The organism is Spiroplasma ixodetis (assembly GCF_059729505.1).
Genome location: NZ_AP038353.1, coordinates 300,792 through 319,791, shown reverse-complemented (window position 1 = coordinate 319,791; position 19,000 = coordinate 300,792). Strand labels below are relative to the sequence as shown.

The 19,000-nt window shown below is 25.6% G+C and carries 19 protein-coding genes and 1 pseudogene; 7 read left to right on the top strand and 13 right to left on the bottom strand.

All coding sequences use genetic code 4. The annotated features are described in order from the left end of the window. Positions 1-275 precede the first annotated feature (275 nt). Genes AC6I4F_RS02100 through AC6I4F_RS02085 form a run of 4 tightly spaced genes read left to right on the top strand, consistent with a single transcriptional unit; the run spans position 276 to position 988 of the window. On the top strand, positions 276-398 hold the full coding sequence (locus AC6I4F_RS02100; protein WP_497874167.1) for a hypothetical protein: 123 nt from the start codon (positions 276-278) through the stop codon (positions 396-398). Next, positions 388-570, top strand: coding sequence for a hypothetical protein (locus tag AC6I4F_RS02095; RefSeq protein ID WP_339041181.1), 183 nt, complete (start codon positions 388-390; stop codon positions 568-570). Before AC6I4F_RS02100 ends, AC6I4F_RS02095 begins: the two co-directional genes overlap by 11 nt. A gap of 2 nt (positions 571-572) precedes the next feature. Next, the gene (locus AC6I4F_RS02090; RefSeq protein ID WP_497874166.1) at positions 573-779 is read left to right on the top strand and encodes a hypothetical protein; all 207 of its coding nucleotides are present in this window, start codon (positions 573-575) and stop codon (positions 777-779) included. A 20-nt stretch (positions 780-799) separates the two neighbouring features. Continuing rightward, complete coding sequence (locus AC6I4F_RS02085) at positions 800-988, top strand: hypothetical protein (RefSeq protein WP_497874165.1); 189 nt, start codon at positions 800-802, stop codon at positions 986-988. A gap of 90 nt (positions 989-1,078) precedes the next feature. Here AC6I4F_RS02085 and AC6I4F_RS02080 read toward each other — a convergent pair. Continuing rightward, positions 1,079-2,302 (bottom strand): annotated as a pseudogene (locus AC6I4F_RS02080) (IS256 family transposase). A gap of 330 nt (positions 2,303-2,632) precedes the next feature. Here AC6I4F_RS02080 and AC6I4F_RS02075 point away from each other — a divergent pair. After that, the gene (locus tag AC6I4F_RS02075) at positions 2,633-3,298 is read left to right on the top strand and encodes an ankyrin repeat domain-containing protein (RefSeq protein WP_497874644.1); all 666 of its coding nucleotides are present in this window, start codon (positions 2,633-2,635) and stop codon (positions 3,296-3,298) included. 80 nt (positions 3,299-3,378) lie between these two features. On the opposite strand, the gene AC6I4F_RS02070 is transcribed toward AC6I4F_RS02075, so the two are convergent. From AC6I4F_RS02070 to AC6I4F_RS02030, 9 genes are all read right to left on the bottom strand, one after another. Further along, positions 3,379-4,014, bottom strand: a complete 636-nt coding sequence (locus AC6I4F_RS02070) for a copper homeostasis protein CutC (RefSeq protein ID WP_497874164.1) — start codon at positions 4,012-4,014, stop codon at positions 3,379-3,381. Between the two features lie 18 nt (positions 4,015-4,032). Beyond that, positions 4,033-5,208 (bottom strand): methionine adenosyltransferase, encoded by a 1,176-nt coding sequence (metK, locus tag AC6I4F_RS02065; RefSeq protein ID WP_497874643.1) that lies wholly within the window; start codon positions 5,206-5,208, stop codon positions 4,033-4,035. A gap of 11 nt (positions 5,209-5,219) precedes the next feature. Beyond that, positions 5,220-6,206: a serine aminopeptidase domain-containing protein gene (locus tag AC6I4F_RS02060; RefSeq protein WP_497874163.1), complete on the bottom strand. Its 987-nt coding sequence runs from the start codon at positions 6,204-6,206 to the stop codon at positions 5,220-5,222. A 30-nt stretch (positions 6,207-6,236) separates the two neighbouring features. Beyond that, positions 6,237-7,064 carry a TIGR00282 family metallophosphoesterase gene (locus AC6I4F_RS02055; RefSeq protein WP_497874162.1) on the bottom strand — a complete coding sequence of 276 codons (828 nt, stop codon included), beginning with the start codon at positions 7,062-7,064 and terminating at the stop codon, positions 6,237-6,239. A 15-nt stretch (positions 7,065-7,079) separates the two neighbouring features. Further along, positions 7,080-7,394: a YlxM family DNA-binding protein gene (gene ylxM, locus AC6I4F_RS02050; RefSeq protein WP_174481096.1), complete on the bottom strand. Its 315-nt coding sequence runs from the start codon at positions 7,392-7,394 to the stop codon at positions 7,080-7,082. Then, complete coding sequence (gene ftsY, locus AC6I4F_RS02045) at positions 7,387-8,370, bottom strand: signal recognition particle-docking protein FtsY (protein ID WP_497874161.1); 984 nt, start codon at positions 8,368-8,370, stop codon at positions 7,387-7,389. Before ftsY ends, ylxM begins: the two co-directional genes overlap by 8 nt. A gap of 599 nt (positions 8,371-8,969) precedes the next feature. Next, the gene (locus tag AC6I4F_RS02040) at positions 8,970-9,743 is read right to left on the bottom strand and encodes a hypothetical protein (protein WP_497874160.1); all 774 of its coding nucleotides are present in this window, start codon (positions 9,741-9,743) and stop codon (positions 8,970-8,972) included. Between the two features lie 121 nt (positions 9,744-9,864). Continuing rightward, a complete protein-coding gene (locus AC6I4F_RS02035; protein ID WP_497874159.1) occupies positions 9,865-10,191 on the bottom strand; it encodes a J domain-containing protein in 327 nt (108 codons plus the stop codon). Positions 10,192-10,371: 180 nt separating this feature from the next. Further along, a complete protein-coding gene (locus tag AC6I4F_RS02030; protein WP_497874158.1) occupies positions 10,372-15,081 on the bottom strand; it encodes an FtsX-like permease family protein in 4,710 nt (1,569 codons plus the stop codon). Between the two features lie 313 nt (positions 15,082-15,394). Here AC6I4F_RS02030 and AC6I4F_RS02025 point away from each other — a divergent pair, with 313 nt between their 5' ends. Then, positions 15,395-17,539 (top strand): hypothetical protein, encoded by a 2,145-nt coding sequence (locus AC6I4F_RS02025; RefSeq protein WP_497874157.1) that lies wholly within the window; start codon positions 15,395-15,397, stop codon positions 17,537-17,539. Between the two features lie 89 nt (positions 17,540-17,628). Here AC6I4F_RS02025 and AC6I4F_RS02020 read toward each other — a convergent pair whose 3' ends face one another. From AC6I4F_RS02020 to AC6I4F_RS02010, 3 genes are read right to left on the bottom strand one after another with little or no spacing between them, the layout of a single operon-like run. Then, positions 17,629-18,072, bottom strand: a complete 444-nt coding sequence (locus AC6I4F_RS02020; RefSeq protein WP_497874642.1) for a transposase — start codon at positions 18,070-18,072, stop codon at positions 17,629-17,631. A 46-nt stretch (positions 18,073-18,118) separates the two neighbouring features. Beyond that, positions 18,119-18,250 (bottom strand): hypothetical protein, encoded by a 132-nt coding sequence (locus AC6I4F_RS02015; RefSeq protein ID WP_497874156.1) that lies wholly within the window; start codon positions 18,248-18,250, stop codon positions 18,119-18,121. Further along, positions 18,222-18,491 (bottom strand): hypothetical protein, encoded by a 270-nt coding sequence (locus tag AC6I4F_RS02010; protein WP_497874155.1) that lies wholly within the window; start codon positions 18,489-18,491, stop codon positions 18,222-18,224. Before AC6I4F_RS02010 ends, AC6I4F_RS02015 begins: the two co-directional genes overlap by 29 nt. 215 nt (positions 18,492-18,706) lie before the next feature. Here AC6I4F_RS02010 and AC6I4F_RS02005 point away from each other — a divergent pair, with 215 nt between their 5' ends. Continuing rightward, positions 18,707-18,979: a hypothetical protein gene (locus AC6I4F_RS02005; protein WP_174480642.1), complete on the top strand. Its 273-nt coding sequence runs from the start codon at positions 18,707-18,709 to the stop codon at positions 18,977-18,979. Positions 18,980-19,000 lie beyond the last annotated feature (21 nt).

Below are 19,000 nucleotides of genomic sequence, written 5' to 3'. Positions count from 1 at the left end.
TAACATTACATGAGAACAAGGCATGAAAAGTTTTAAAATAAATAATCCATATAACGATAATGATTTAGCAATTAATTATATTGTTACACCAATGAAAGATATAAATACTCATAATGAAAAAATATTTTATTTAAAGTATTAAAGGAAATTAATATGTTATTAAATGTTGAAAAAATAGAATTAATTAAAAATTTATGTAATAAAAAATGACTTAAAAATCAAAAATATATTGAAATAGATGAAATATTAAAAATTATAGAAAGGGATTAATAATTATGGAATGTAGAGAATATAGAATTAAAGATTCATGTGATATTTGTCATAAAAATTCATCATATGGAAATAGAACTTGTAATAAATGTTTTTATAAATTAATAAGTGAAAAAAATGAAATGTAATATACATAATGAAAAATATATATGAATTAGTGAAATTGATAATAATTATTATTGTAATAAATGTATTAATGACATGATTGAAGAAGATATGTATTTAACATCAAATAATTGAGATTATTTATATGAATATTATATTAATGAATTACAATTAGAAAATTTTAAAGGAGTGTAAAAATGAATCAATTAGAATTACAAAATGCAATTAAATTAATAGAAAAATTTGAAGAATTACAAGAAGAATTTAATAGTAAATATGAAGATTTAGAAATTAACATTAATGCTGATGGTGATTTAAAAATTAGTTGTGATTATTTTAATTATAAAAATGTAAATCAATTAGAACAAGTAATTATTGATTATAAAATAATTATTAAAGGTTAAAGATAAAGTAGTGAATAAATATGGTAGCAGCACCTAAAAAGAAACCAGAAGATTTAATGATTAAGCAAATTATTATTCATTTAAGATTTACTAAAAAAGATTATAAAAAATTAAAAGAAATTTGTGAAGAAAAAAATATGAAAATTAATGGATTTATAAGAAGTTTAATTAAAAAAGCAATAAATAAAGGCTTTTATTATTTTTATTAAGATTAACTATTTTTAAATTTTATCACATAAATGTAGATAAAAGTCTATCTAGGAAATTATCCCCACATGTATCTAAATCAAAGAGGCTTTTTAATAATCTGTGTATCTTTGTTTTACAAATTTACTAGTTCAAAATTGAAATACAGCAATTGCTCATTTTTTTGTTATATTTTCAATTGCTAAGTAAAATATTTTGAAAACTTCCATATCATTTGGAAAAACTTTTTTATTTCTAATAACTTTTCGTAATTGACTATTAACAGATTCAATAGCATTTGTTGTATAAATCACTCTTTTGATTTCTGCAGGATAAATAATAAAAACCATTAAATTATCTCAATTTTTATATCACGATTTAGCAATTTGAGGATATTGTTTATTTCATTTACTTTCAAAAGTTTCTAAATCTTGCATTGTTTGTTCTTCACTACATTCACTATAAATTGGTTTTAAATCTGTAACTAGTGATTTTTTATGTTTGTATGAAACATATTTTAAACTATTTCTAATTTGATGAACTATGCATAATTGATGTTCGGTTTTAGGATAAACTGATTGTATTGCTTCTGACATTCCTGTTAAATTGTCACTACAAGCAATAAGAATATCATTTAAGCCTCGATTTTTCATTTCTGTGAAATTAGATAATCAAAAATTAGAACCTTCATTTTCACTAATTCATAAACCTAAAAAATTTTTTTTACCTTCTAAATCAACTCCTAGTGCTATATAAACTGATTTGTTAATAATGCGTTTATCTTGTCGTACTTTAACTACTATACAATCGAAATAAACAATCGGATAAACACTTTCTAATGGCCGATTTTGTCATGCTTTAACATCATCAATAACATCATAAGTAATTTGAATAATAACACTTTCACTAATATCAGCACCATGATATAACTCTTGTAACTGCATTCTAATATCTGATAAAGTCATGCCTTTGGCATATAATGAAAGAACTTGTTGATCAAAACCATCAAATCTTCTTTGTCTTTTTGCAACTATTACTGGCTCAAAATTACTATTACGATCTCGTGGTACATTAATCTCAATTTTACCTTGTTGGGTTATTAATTTTTTTGAATTTATACCATTGCGAGCATTATCACTATTATTATGTTGATTTTTTTCATATCCTAAATAATTTTTCATTTCAGAATTCAACATTTTTTCAACTAATCTTTTTGTTAATTATTTATATAAACCTCCCTCTTTAAATACGGTTGTTAAATCCTCAGTATTTTCTAATAATAAATCTACTGCTTTTGATATTGGATCATTATTATTAATATTTTGTTTTTTAGAAATACGTAACTCACTCTTTCTAGTTATTTAATTTTATTTACTAGAATTAATTAAACATAGTTATTTTTGTAAGTTACACAGATCACTAAACATTACCAAAAATCTTGGTGAGTATCCATATAAAAATCCTTAGCAACACTATTATAAAAATAGCAAATTTTATATTTTAATAACAAACAAATCTTAACATAAAAAATTAGAAAAGCAAACACAAAACAAAAATGATAATTTTCTATTACTGGTAAAGAAAATATGATATTATATTATTAAAATTTAATATAATTTTTTAACCTATTTACTTTATTTCAAAATAAATAGGTTTTTTGTTTTAATTTAGAAAAGGAAGATAAAGAAATCCCTAAAAATAAATTTTTAACAGCTATTGAAGAAGGTGACTTACAAACAGTTAAAACTTTACTATTTGATTCTGATAACAATAATTTTGATATGAAGGGTGCCTTAATAACTGCTGCTGATTATGGTCACGTTGAAATAGTTAGATTTTTAATCCAAAATAATACTGATATCAATCATATAAATAAAAATTATGATACATCTTTATTATTAGCTACCAAAAAAGGTCACATAAAAATAGTTAATCTTTTAATAACAAACGGCGCTAACGTTAATTATATAAACAAAAATGATGATACATTTTTATTATTAGTTGCTAAACAAGGTCACACAGAAATAGTTAATCTTTTAATAACAAACGGTGCTAACATTAATCATAAAACAAAATTTGGCAATACTGCTTTAACAAAAGCCGCTAAAAATGGCCATTTAAATGTAGTTGATTTATTAATAGCCAATGATGCTGACATTAATCAAATAAATTTACGTGGTGAAACTGCTTTAATAAGATCACAAAAACAAAAACATAAAAAAGTAGAAAAAATTTTAACAAAACAATGTTCTTTAGAATCTAATAAAAATGAAATCAACGCAACTAATTATAATAATAAACCATCAATAAAGGTTACTGTTCTTTTGTACTAAAAAAAAAGTAACCTTGTTAAATGTTTAATCTTATCTATTATAAAACTTTTTATTATTTATGCAATATTTTTAATTATAAATTAATTAATAGGATTATTAAAATTATTATCTTCGTGCACACATTTTCCAACATGAATATCATTAATACTGTTTTTTAATAAAACACTAACATTTTCTAAATTAACTCCACCACCAGCAAGAATTTTTATTAATAAATTTAATTTCTTTAATTCTTTAAATTTATTAATATTATTCACAATATTATCTTGACCACCAGAAGTTAAAACTGTAGTAAAACCTAATTTTACTAACTGTTCTAAAGCTTGTTTTTTATTAAAAATTTCATCAAAAGCACGATGAAAAGTTATTTTTAAAGGCTTTGCTAATTTAATAATTTTACTCATTCTTTCAACATCAATATTATTATCTTTAGTTAAAATACCACAAACAATACCTGATGCATGAGTTGTTTTAATAAATTCAATATCTCTTTTAAAGATTTTAAAATCATTATCAGTAATATTAAAACCATTATTATTATTTCTAACCATAACCATTACTGGTTTCAATGAAATTTTACATGCTTCAGCAATCAATTCATAACTTGGAGTATAACCACCAAATTCCATAGCAGTACAAAGTTCAACTTGATCAGCTAAAGAATTATTAATTTTTTCTATATCTTTTAAAGATGTAGCTATTACTTCTAAAAACATAAAATATTTCTCACCATCTTATTTTTTTGGTAAATAAGTTTTCAATAAACTAACTTTATCTAATTTCTCTCAAGGTAATTGTAAATCATTTCTACCGAAATGACCATAAGTTGATAATTGTTGATAATTTTGTTTAAATAACTCTAATTTATCAATCATAGCACTAGCAGAACAATCAAAGACTTGATAAATTATTTCTGTTAATTTTGCCTCTGTTAAACCCGAAATAATAGTTTGATGAGTATTAACAAATATTGCAATTGGTTCAGGAGTTCCAATTGCATAAGCTAATTGTACTTCACAAATCTTTGCTAATTTAGCAGCAACAATATTTTTAGCAATATACCTAGCATAATAAGCACCCGTTCTATCAACTTTAGTGGGATCTTTTCCTGAAAAAGCTCCCCCACCATGACAAGCAGCTCCACCATAAGTATCAACCATTAATTTTCTTCCTGTTAAACCAGTATCACCAGCAGGTCCACCAATTACAAATTTACCGGTTGGATTAATTAAATATTTAAAATCAAGATTTAAATGATATTTATTAGCAATATATTGCATAATTTCTGTATGAATAAATGTTTTAAATTGTTTTTCATCATAATTTGCTTGATGTTGAATGCTCATTAAAATAGTATGTATTTTTAAATTTTTAGGGTCTTCTTGATGAATAGTAACTTGCGCTTTCATATCAATAAGTGCATACTTAAATTTTTTTTCCTTTCGTAATTTTGTAGCTCGTTTAATTAATTCATGTGCTAAAACAATTGCTAATGGCATATATTCTGATGTTTGCTGACATGCATAACCAAACATTATTCCTTGATCACCAGCACCAATTTGATGATTTTTTAATTCAACACCTTGTAAAATATCAGGTGATTGTTCATGAATTAACACTTTAATTTCACAAGTAAAACCATTTAATCCAATTTCATCATTTATATAACCAATTTCAGTAATAACTTTTCGCGCAATTGCTTGATAATCAACTTGAACTTGACTATGAACTTCACCACCAATTAAAACAAAATTTGTAGTAATAAAAACCTCACATGCTACTTTGGCATGTGGATCTTGTTTTAAAAAAGCATCCAAAATTGCATCAGCAATTTGATCGCAAATCTTATCAGGATGACCAGGAGCAACAGACTCACTAGTAAAAAGAGGATGGGTAATATTAGGTATTAATTTCATATTTTTTAACCTTTCTCAAGTAAAATATTTTTTGTAATTCATGGCATAATTTCATTATCAAATATATCTTTAATATTAGGTTCATTAATTAAAGCATGTTTACCATCAAAAATAAAAACATAACTATGATGTTTCTTCCAATATTTTTTATTAATTTTAAGTTGATGAAAATCACTAAATACATCATCAGCGCTTTGCAAGATTAACGTTGGAAGTTTTGAATTACTAATTTCCATTATACTTTTTTTATTAATTTTTTTAAATTGTAGTAAAAAACGTAATGATCAATTTTGACGATTACTATATCTTTGATTTATATTAGTAATATGATCATTATTACTAGAAATATATTGATTTTCAACATAGATTGGCATTTGAATATTAGAATTAAAAATAAAAGCAAAACAAAAACAAATAATAAAACTTAATGAAAATTGATAAAGATTTTTTTTAGTTACTAAATTACTAGTAATTAATGCTGATACTTGTGAATTATTTTTAACAGTATGACTAGCAATAGCTGCGCCTAATGATTCACCAAAAACAATAATTTTTTGATTGGGATATTTAGATTTTACTGCACTTATTATATCTTTTAAATCATTAATATCAGTACCTAATGATTTAAATTTTCAATCTTGTCCATTTTTACCATTACCTCTTCGATCATAAGTAATCAAAGATAGTTGTGATTTTTTACAAAAAGAACTTAGTAATTTAAAATCATCTTTTTGACCTTGCAAGCCATGAGCGCCAATAATAATGACTGTACTTTTATCAACCATTTGCTTAAATAATTTTACTTCATAACCATCACGTAAAATAATTACTTTTTCTCGTATTTCAGCAGCTTGTTGTACATGAACATTGTCTTTAATTTTTGCCATTAATAAAATTCTTAAAATTATTAAAATTACTAATATACTAATCCCAATTAAAATCGAATATAAACCATTTTGTTCAGTAAAAAAATTAGCATTGTTTCATATCATGTTAAAGTTAGTCTCTTCCTATATTTGTAATTATTCGTAAATTTTAAAATTAGGTGCTTGTGGATGAATAAAAATACGTTCAATTTTTTGTGCTTTATTTGTTTCATCATTAATAGTTAATAAAACAGCTGAAAATTGACCTTCACCATCTGCTGGACTAAATTTTGCCGGCATACTTTTTTTATCACGAATAATAACTTCTTCAGCTTTAGCACCAATAATAGAATAAAACGGACCTGTCATTCCAACATCACTAATAAAAGCGGTACCTTTTGGTAATAAACGATTATCTGCTGTTTGAACATGAGTATGAGTTCCTACCACACAAGTAACTTGACCATCAAAATTTCAAGCAAAAGATAACTTTTCCGCTGTTGCTTCAGCATGAAAATCAATAATATGAATGTCACTTTTTTCTTCACTATTTTGTTTATCAATCGTAATAAGTTGTTCAAGAGCAAAATAAGGATTATCAGATTTATCCATGAAAGTACGACCAATTAAGTTTGTTACACGCACTTTTTTATTACCAACTTTAACTAAAATTGTACCATTACCTGGATGATAAGGATTATAATTTAAAGGACGCAATAAATCGGGAGTTGTATTAATATACTTAGCAACATCAGGATGACCAAAAATATGATTACCGGTAGTAATAATATCAATACCAGCATTTTTTAATTCATCATAGTGTTTTTTACATAATGATTTACCATGCGTACTATTTTCACCATTCGCAACTACTAAATCAATCTTAAATTGATTTTCATATTCCTTTTTTATTTTAGGAATTCAATATTTAACCATTTGTCTACCAACAATACTGTAAATATCACCAATTATTAAAATTTTCATTAATTTTCACCTGCTTTATTCTATTTTATCAATTTCTTGTAAAACTTTAATAAAATTATACTTTTCCGTATATTTTTCATATATTACTTGTCGTTGTTTATATTTTTCATAAAGATGCAACTTACTTTCATATTTATTTAATAAAATAATAACTTTTTGTAGACTATCATGAACAGCCGTTCGTGATACTTTTTGTAAATCAGCGATTTCTTGTAAAGATAAATTCTCAATAAAGTAATTTGTAAAATATTGTTTTTGTTTTGCTGTTAATAATGTATTATAAAAAGCAAATAAACTATAATATAAAACTTGTTTTTCTAAACTATTCATTTTCATAATCCACAAACAAATCACTTGTTAAACTAAAAATATACTTATCTAAATGAAACTCTTCCAAGTCATTAATACCTTCACCAAAACCCATTAATTTAACAGGAATATCTAATTCTTCCTTAATAGCAAGAATAATACCACCTTTAGCAGTGCCATCCATTTTTGTTAAAATAATGCCAGTCAAAGAAACAATTTTCATAAATTCTTGCGCTTGATTAATACCGTTTTGTCCAGTTGTACCATCAATTACTAACAATGTTTCATTAGCTTCATGTCCTAATTTCTGATTAATAATTTTATTAATCTTTTTTAACTCCTGCATCAAATTAACTTTATTTTCTAATCTTCCTGCTGTATCAACAATAATAACATCACAACCTTCAGATTTAGCTGCTTCAATTCCAGCATAAACAACACTAGCTGGATCTTGCTTTGGTGTTCCTAAATAACAAGGAATGCCAATTCTTTCTGCTCAAATTTGTAATTGTTCAACTGCACCAGCACGAAAAGTATCAGCAGCAACTAGAATTGGTTTTTTACCTTGTGTCTTTAATTTAGCTGCTAATTTAGCTGCTGATGTTGTCTTACCATTACCATTAACACCAACAACTAAAAATAAAGAAATATTATTACTACTAAAATTTAATCTTGTAGAAACCAACTGACCATCAGTATAAATAACAAACATTTTATCAATAATAATATCATTAATATCTTTTGGTTTTGTTAATTTTTGGATTTTGGCTTCATGACGAATTTCATCAGTAATAGTTTCTGCCATTTTGTATCCAACATCTGCTAAAATTAATACTTCAGTTAATTCTTCAAAATATTGTTCATCAAGTTGATGATAACGCGCTGCTAATGCTTTAATTTTAGATGCAAATAATGTTCTTGACTTTTTAAGGCCCTGATCATATTTAGTTGTCTTTTGACCAAATAATTTTGTCTTTAAATTTTTAAAAAATGCCATATTTTCACCTACATTGTTTATTATACCAATAAATAACTAGTTATTTATGACATTAATACTTTAATTTTATTAAAATATTAATAATACGATTTAAAAGTTTTATTTAATAAGTAATTTATTATATTTTAATTTAATAATAAATCCAAAAAATATCAATCAATTTTTCTTGATTTTAGCTAAAAATAAAAGATTGATTTTGCAATATTTTTAACTTGTTTTATTAAATACATGATGAATTTGATGGTTTATATCCACTTGTTGAAGGTTGATTTTGTAAATCCATTGCATTTATTTTTTTAGTTTTATTAAAACTTAATCGGTTGATTTTTTCTTCAAATACATGTTTCTCATTATTAGCAAATGCTTTTTCTAATAATAAATTTTTAAGTTGATCAGTCTTAATTAAAATATCCTTATTTATATATTTGTTATTATTAACAAAACCAAAAGTAATAATAATATAAGGCTTTTATCCCTTTATGTACTATTTTTAAATTTTATCACATAAATGGAGATAAAAGCTTATCTAGGAAATTATCCCCACATGTATCTAAATCAAACACAAAATTATAGTTTCAAAACTAGGTATCTTATTGAATTTATATGCAGCTTCATTTGAATATAAATGAATATTGTGTTTTGAAACTTTTATGTGTGTTCGGAAAGTTCGTCGGATGTGTTTTCATGCAGATTCAATCTGGTTTGTGTTTACACCTGTTGATGACACATACCCAACTTCATGATTTACGATTTCATGTTTGTGATAGAAGTTTTTTGAAACCTCCATATTCCTTCCAAGAATCCGTAAATAGACAACACCCAGTAGAAATGTGTTTCAATGCAAATCATAAAAGGTTTTTCTCATCTGCTTTTTTCAATACTTTCACAATTAGTTTGTTGCTGGTTTTCTCATAAACTCCAACAATCAAGGTTTTAAAAAACAAGGATCTTACTTGTTTTTTAAAACCTACATGTGAAAGATACATTTCATCCATCTGTTCTGTGCCATCATCAATGAACCCTGCATCTTGATTCCAAATTCTAGTTCTGATTTCATGACCCATTCTTCAAGCTGTTTTATATGTCACACCCAATTCCCTTGCAACATCTGTTGATGGTATACCATGCTTTGTGTTTATTCATCTAAAGATGAGATAAAACCAAGATGTCAAAGGTGTTTGTGACTTGTGAAAAATGGTGTCATGAAGAATACTAAATGTTTGATGACATTTCAAACATCTTATTCTTCTCAAATCAGAAACATTCAAACTAGAAGAAGCACACCTGATACATTTCATTACTTTCAACTTCGCTATATATTTCAAACAATCGTTTTCATTTTGAAATATGCTATTGAATTCATTTCAATTCATTTTTTCATCTGCACTAGTACATGTGGGGATAATTTCCTAATATAATTTAACACTGAATTTATTTTTTTCTGTTCAAAACATGCAATATCTCTTTCAATATTGGTAATTCTTTTAGTTATATTTAATAAAATTTGTTGATTTTTTTTATTCTTAATTTTTTCATTTTTTTAAAAAAATTCAGAAACTTTCTTATCTTTTGAAAAATCTTTGGCAAAAGATAAACTATCATTACCCATTTTATTTTTCTCAATAAAAAGTTTTCATCTGTTAATATTCTTTTTGCTTCATTCAATTCTTGAATTTTAAGTTTTGATTGAGGATTATTATTTTTATCTGGGTGAGTTTTTAGAGCAGTCTGTTTGAATTTTTTTTTAATTTCTGCTAGTGATGCTTTTGGTAATACATTTAATATATCATAATAATTAGAAATTAATGATTCATCTTTCAAAATTCTTTTTTTCTCCTTTCAAAATAAAAAACCCATTTACTTTAAAATAAAGTAATGAGTTAAAAACTATATTTAGTTTTCAAATAAAGTATACATATTTGACTATTAATTTGGTAAATTTAAATATTTAAATTTACCAAACATTCTTTAGTGAACTTTATTTTATTCATCAGATTTTAATTATTCAATTAAATTCATTTTATTTAATTCATGATTATGAATAATAAATGTTGATATATATATACCACCAATTATGATAAAACTTACTGGTAATATTCATCATGTTATTGTAAATGGTAAAGCCACACCAACAAAACTAATAAGAATATTAATTAAACCATAAATGGCAAGGTAACCTAGGGCAAACCCTAAAATATAACCAAATAATGCTCAAGGTGTAAAAATACCTAAAGTAAAAGAATTAATTTCTCAATTAGTATATCCTTCTGCTTTCATATGAGCCATAAAACGACGAAATTGATCGGTAAATAAATCAGTAATCATAATAACAATTAATATTGAACAAATAATCGTTGTCACAATAAATAAAGCACTAGCACTGAAAGCAATATCTGACATTTTAGTAAGCATTGCTTGTTGTCTTGATAATAAATAATTTTTTTTGACCATTGGTATATTTTGATTACCACTTAAAATAGTGGTTGCATAAATAGTATAATCATCTAAATTTGATTTAAAACTCATTCTTCCAATTAAATCAAAAACATTAGCATTAGCACTTAACTTACCATTAAATCATTGAAATACATCCGTTCCTGAATAATAAGGATTATCATCAATATAACTATAGCCCATAATTTCATTAGCTCATTTTTGATCAACATAGGCTTTAGGAGTATCATAAGATTCTTGAATTCCCACAACTTGATATGTATGAAGTGGATTATCATTACCCGTAATATTTTTTCATCATGTTGGCATGTTATTTTTAATATCTGCTTGTAAACTATCAGCATTAATATTATTTTCTTTAGTTAAAATATTATTATTAACCATTCCCATAAATCATTCTGCTGGGCAGTTTAATAAAATACTTAATGGAACTTTAGGATCAAATCCATTATATGGCTTTACCAAATCATATGAAAAAGGTCTAATTCATTTACCTGTTGAATCGGAAATACGTGATAAATCAAAATCAATAGTTTTAGCATTATCAGTTGTTGGAATTTTACCACTTTTAGCACTACCACTAATATCAGAAGGCAATTTTAATCAAATATCATTAACATTATTTCAAGTACTAGGTTCATTATTTATAATTGGTTGTCCTTTTTCATCATACATACCATTATACCTAGTGCCATGGATATCACTATATTCTTTACTATTATCAGATAATTTTATTTTTTGATCACCACGATAATTTCATTTTGTTCCACTTTTTGATCAGATGCCACCATTTGTAGTATAAGAATCTGTTGGTGGTTTTTCACCGTAATATCAATTTTCTTTTGGTAAAGGAACACTTTTACCATCAATATTTTTATAACATAAAGTATTAACTTGTGGTACACCACTAAATTGTGAACCAACATCTAATCCAAATTTAGATTGAAAAGCACGATTGATAACCATTGGAATAGCATTAGCATTAGCATTATATTTTAAAGCTTTAACTTCATCATTTTTTAATACTAACATCGCAGTATTGGGATTAATCCCAATAACATCCATTAGTTCTTTTTTAGCAATTTTTGTACTTTCATCAACACCAACTTTAAACTGTGTTACTAATTCTTCATCTGGTCCATTAATATCACCATTATTAGTAGTTTTTGGATTAAAAGCAATAGTATTATGACCAATACTAAAATAATCATAAGGATCTTCTTTAATATTAGGTCTTGGCAAACTATCAATACTCTGACGAACAAAGCCCGGTAATACTTGCTTTAAAATTTCTTTAATTGCCTCTGGACCAGGTGGCACTCCAGGATTGGGAACTTGCAAAATATTAGGTAATTGGCCACTTACAAAATTAACAATATTATATGAAATTATTTTTGATGGTGTATTATCTTCTTTACTTAAATCAGTTATTAACTGATTACTAAAAGCTTTGCCACCTAATCAACTATATGATCAAACTAAATCATTAAGATCTAATGTCCCTGTTGATTGTTCTTGATAATAAGAGGACATTTTTTTTATAAACTCTGCTCTTTCAGATTCAGGAAAAGATGAATCGAAAGTAAAAATATCAGCAAAATTATTAGTTAATTTTTCTTTTTTAAACAATAATGGATTATATCATCCAACACGTACCTTTTTCTCATCATAAACAATTTTATCTTCAGGTCAAGGCATAGCACCATAAGTTGGATAATACTTCTCACCGCTTGGTCGATTAAAAAAATCTCATGAATATAATCCATATTTACTCATTGGCATATTCGGCATTGGTGTTTGATACTCATAATAATTTTTATATTTTTGAGTTTTGAAATAATTAACTTTTAAGCTATTAATAGTGGCAGGAACTAGTGTTGTTGCTACAATTGAAAGTGAAGCTAAAGTAATAACTCCCGAAGTAACTAAAATTTTTTTTCAACTAGTTTTTGACAACGATAATAAAAAACGAAGACGAAAATTATTTTGTAAAAACTTGCTAGTTCTATTTTTAGGAACACCTAAAGCTAAATCACTATCTTTTTTAATTAAAAATAAAGGATCACGCTTTAAAAGACGAAAGGCAGTTAATAAAGTAACAATTGTAATAAAACTAATAATTAAAAAAATTGAAATAAATAATGGAACAACATCAAAGTTAAAAACATTATATGGTAAAACAAATAAAGTATTAAAAATCTCAGTTAAATATACCTGAATTACAAGACCAACAATTCAGCCAATTGGAATTGCAATTAATAGCGTTAATAATGGATATGCCAAATAAGAAATCGTAATTTCTCATGTTTTATAACCTATTGATTTTAAAATACCCATTGAAACTTGTCCGTGTTGGATTGCTTTTTTAACAATTAAAGTGGTGATAAAAATAACAACCGTTAGTAAAAATAATACTCCTGCTATTGCTGCAAATAAAAATCCAATTATTGCTGAATTAAATATTTTTTCTTTACTATTATAAAGTGAAAACTGACTATTACTACTTGTAACTACAGGATTTGGATTAATAAGGTATGTAGAAGATGATTGTGGTGTTGGATCTGTATTACCATATTTCTCAACTAAATAATTATTATAATCATATTGATTTAAATCACTAACACCATTATCACTAAATATTGTTTTTTGAAAAAAATCATTAAATAAATCAACATCAAATTCATGAATACTATTTTTAGAAATATTATTTCATTTTGTAAAATACATTAAAGTATTATCGGTTTTATCTGCTGTCTTATATCAATTTCCATCATTTCATGCTGAAGGTGTAACATAAGCAATAAATTCAGTTCTTGTATTGGGAATTGGATCTAAGTCACTAATCGTTGGATAAATATCATAAGCATCACCACCAATACCACTAACAATAAAGTCAGTACCATTAATATTAATATGATCGCCTGGTTTATACGCTTTATTACTTTTATTTTTTCTTGCATATTGTGGCGTAATAACTATTTCATTTTTACTTGTTGGTGCAACACCTTCAAATACTTTTAGATTAGTATGATTTAAAGCATTAGGTAAACCAATATCAATAATTTTAGTATTAATTTGAGTATTATTAATTACTCCAGCACTGGCAGTAAATTGATTACGAACATATAAATCACGCATTTGTAATGCTGCAACCGCACGAATTAAATATGTAGAAAATGCATCTCTTTCAGTGCCATCACTAATCACATTATAGTTAAAAGGTGAATGATAACCAATAGAAGTATTAGTAAAATTAGTATAAATGTTACTATCTGATTCTGTTGCAGAAAAATTACGATAAATTCTCATTCATTGACCATTCATACCATAATCATTATCTAATCTTGGATCGGGTTCAGTTTCCTTAACTACTTTAATAAAAAGTTCATTTCTTTCTGTTGGATCTTGCAAATTAACACTATCAGGAATAGTAGCATCATTAGAAGAAGATCTAAAATTTATTTTATTTTCTAAAATTCAAGTGGTAACTTTATCATTATCGGTCTCCTTTAATATTGGGTCTGTTGAATGTTTTGTAATCCATTCCTTAATAAAAGTATTAATAGATTGAAGAATATTGGGTGCTGTTTTTTTTAAGAAAAAATCGCGATATAAATCATCTGCTTCTGTTTTAAAATGTTTTTTTAAATTTTCATTAGCAGCATTTTTTGATTTTAATAATAATTGACCATAGATGCTTGCTTTAACATTATTATTATTCAAATTAAAAACTAAAGGATTATCCGGATTTGTTCATCTTATATCATTAAACCCAGTAATATTGCCTGTATTATCACGAGTATAATCAATAGTTAAGTTATCTTTAGTGATTGGTAGTATTTCTTGATCTGTACCTATTTTTGTATCATCAAAATAAAGCGCTTTAGTACTTTTACTATTAGTTCCATCTTGAACATAAAATCGACCTAACTTTAAACTAAAAGCTTGATTAGCAATTTGTTTAATACCTTGTGACACTGGTGAATAAGGTAAAACAGCATCAAACTTAAGATCATTTAATCCTAATTGATTACTTCCTTCAATCATTCTAACGTATGATATTCAACTTCCAGTAACCAAAGAAGTTGCAAAAGCAGTAAGTAATAGTAAAATAACTAATTGTAATTTACTTTTTCATGTAGCAACTAAAGTCTGCTTTAATAGTAACGCATTCTTAAATAAACTTTTTTTTGATTTCTTATTAGTAGATACCATTTTTTTATTATTCGCTTTTTCGCGTTTATTTAACCTTGCCATTACAGTTCTCCCTAATTCCTGAAATTAAAATTTTGCATTTAATTTTAATTATTAAGTTCACATATTGATTAATAATATCACACTTATACAAAATTAATATATAGGATAATTTTAAAATAAATAATAGATAGTTTTTATATTCTTTGTTTGATATATTACCATATTTAAATTGTTTATTTAAATAAATTTTAAAATTAAAATAACTAATGATACAATTTGTAAGAAATAAATTTAATTATTTTCAGAGTTAAATCTATTAAATTTTAGTAAAATAAAATTGACAAAAATAACACTTTATTTAAGGAGAACTGCTATGAAAAAAGTATTTACCAAGTTAGGAATTATCTTAATAGCAAGTGCCACTATTTTACCTCTATCAGCTTGTACCTTTAATTTTTATGTTAACCGTGTAACTAATAGTATCGCTAAAACTTTTGCTGACCAAACTTCTGCTTTAATTAAAAGTATGGTTATGTCAAAAGAGTTAGGTGCTGATACTAGTAATACTAATGATGATATTATGGGAAAAATTAAAAATAATAGTATTAATAATTTAACTAAAAATACTATTTTAGATAATTGAGGTGATTTACAAACACGTTGAGGGGAAAATGGAAAAATTGATGTAAATAACTTTGATCCTGATAATTTTTTTAAAGCTTCTGGAACAGGTGAATTAACTAAAACCATCAATAGTAAAAAGCAAGTTAATGATTTTTTTTCATCACTTGATTATATTAGAACTATATCAATTATGGCTAACCCACAATTAGAAAATATAGTTGTTGGTGCTGGTATGGACCCCATTTCTAGTTTTTTAAAATCATTACAAGGTGGCGGAAGAACTGGTCAAGTTGGATTACAATTAGTTGCTAATTTAATTAATAACTATGGTCCTAATTTTTTAAATCCGCTAACTATAATATTTGGTAATTTAATCAATGGCAGTTGATCTGATCAACAAAGTTCTACACCCACTGATGAAGAAACATTAACTAAGTTTATGAATAATTGAAAAGATGATAGTGGTCAACCTTATAGCGCTTGAAATGATGATGGAAAATGAAAAATAGATCCACACGCTAAAGTGGTAATAGATGTACCACTTTATCCTGGTCACATAGTAAGTGATTGAAAATCAAAGCAAGATTATGATTTATATCATGGTGGAACTTTAATTAATTACTTGTTTTGAAAAATGAGTAAAGATAATAAAATTTTTGGTAAAGATGGTAAAACTCCACGATATTTAGGTAATATTCTTTCAGAACATATAACACTTGATGGGAGTTGACTAAAGCCAAAGGAAATAAAAGTTAATTTTGATGATATAGGTTTTTTTGATGATATTAAAAGATACCTTTCCTATCTTTTAACTAATCCACTTTATATCTTAACAATTATTGAAGCAATTATTCCGGTTATTAAAAAATGAATATTAGATATGCCAGATATTACTGAAGGTGTTAAAAACTTAACAATTGGTAATGGTTATCCATCAAAGCCAAGTGCTGGTAGCTATAATTTACTTGATATTATCAATACTATAAAATCTTTAATTAACCAACCAGAAAAATTAAAACAAATACTTCTAACCGTATTTGGTAAAACTACAGCAGAAAATCGTGGTTTTGATACATTTCTTTATGATATTAAACTTAATTTAACAATACCAAATCCAACCTCTATATCAGCAATTTTAACCTTAGGTGGACTTATTGGTAATAATGGATATCCAGATGTTGATAAATTAATTGATACTATTATCAATAGTATCAATACAGATAGTGTTAAAAATATTATTGATAGTATTACTGATCTAATTACCAAAATTTCAGAACAATATCCAGGTAATGAAGGTATTAATATTGATCTACAAGAATTAGAGAATTTTTTATTTAATAATAATGATGGTCTCTTAATAATTCTTAAAAATGATACTATTGTTACTCTAAAAAACATAATTAATAAAAGTGATGTAACAGCAACCGATGTCGAAGAATTATATAAATCATTAGGCGGACACATTAATCCAGAATATCCAGCTTTTACTAAAGGTTCAATACTTGATATTTTACAAAAAACTATGTTTGAACCAAACAGTCAACTAAATAATATCTTAAATTTATTACTTGGTACTACTGATGAAAGTCATAAATTAGGAATTAAAAATAATATTACTGCTAATAATAATCAATGAATTAAAGATAACTATGAAGTTTATTTTGATGCTGATAACATAACCGGCATTAATAAAAAAATAGGTAATACTTCTAATATTACTATGACTAAAAATACCATCAATAATATCGAAACAATTAATTTAAAATATGATTTTACATATAAAATTAAAAACACTACATATCATTTTATTATCACTGCTATTGATATTGAAAATTTAATTGATTTTCAAGGTATACGTACTTTTAAATTTAAAAGTATTACTTTAGTAAAATAAAAAGGCTTTTATCCCTTTATGTACTATTTTTAAATTTTATCACATAAATGAAGATAAAAGCCTATCTAGGAAATTATCCCCACATGTATCTAAATCAAACACAAAATTATATTTTCAAAACTAGGTATCTTATTGAATTTATATGCAGCTTCTTTTGCATATAAATGAATATTGTGTTTTGAAACTTTTATGTGTGTTCGGAAAGTTCGTCGGATGTGTTTTCATGCAGATTCAATCTGGTTTGTGTTTACACCTGTTGATGACACATACCCAACTTCATGATTTACGATTTCATGTTTGTGATAGAAGTTTTTGAAACTTCCATATCCCTTCCAAGAATCCGTAAATAGACAACACCCAGTAGAAATGTGTTTCAATGCAAATCATAAAAGTTTTTTCTCATCTGCTTTTTTCAATACTTTCACAATTAGTTTGTTGCTGGTTTTCTCATAAACTCCAACAATCAAGGTTTTAAAAAACAAGGATCTTCCTTGTTGAATAAAACCTACATGTGAAAGATACATTTCATCCATCTGTGCTGTGCCATCATCAATGAACCCTGCATCTTGATTCCAAATTCTAGTTCTGATTTCATGACACCATTTTTCAAGCTGTTTTATATGTCACACCCAATTCCCTTGCAACATCTATTGATGGTATACCATGCTTTGTGTTTATTCATCTAAAGATGAGATAAAACCAAGATGTCAAAGGTGTTTGTGACTTGTGAAAAATGGTGTCATGAAGAATAATAAGATGTTTGATGACATTTAAAACATCTTATTCTTCTCAAATCAGAAACATTCAAACTAGAAGAAGCACACCTGATACATTTCATTACTTTCAACTTCGCTATATATTTCAAACAATCGTTTTCATTTTGAAATATGCTATTGAATTCATTTCAATTCATTTTTTCCTCGACACTAGTACATGTGGGGATAATTTCCAATAAAAAACTAATTTTAATGTATTATTTACTAGATATTTAATAAAAAAATAATAGTTATCATAATAATAATTATTTTTAACTATAAAATATATGACTATATACTATACAATTTTAATTTTAATGCTATACTTATAATTAAGTGCTTATTAATCTCATTATATCAGATATTATTATCAGATTTATCAATTAGGCGCCAGAAAGAAGAGGCATTGTTAATGGAAAACAATCAAACAATAGAAGCATTATTAGAAGAAATTAAAGTTTTAAAAGAAACAGTAATTACTATTAATGCAAGTTTAACAACACTTGTAAAAATAACAGAAGAACGTGAAAAACGTTTTGCTGAACGTGGAGCAAGAACACAAGGGGATAGAAATTCTTCTGATCGTGGAAACTTTAGACCACGTTCTGACCGTGGTGATTCTAGTTGAGGAAACAGTGGTGGATTTAGCAGACGAGACCGTGACGACCGTAATCGTAAGGGATAATTTAAACAAATAAAAAAAACT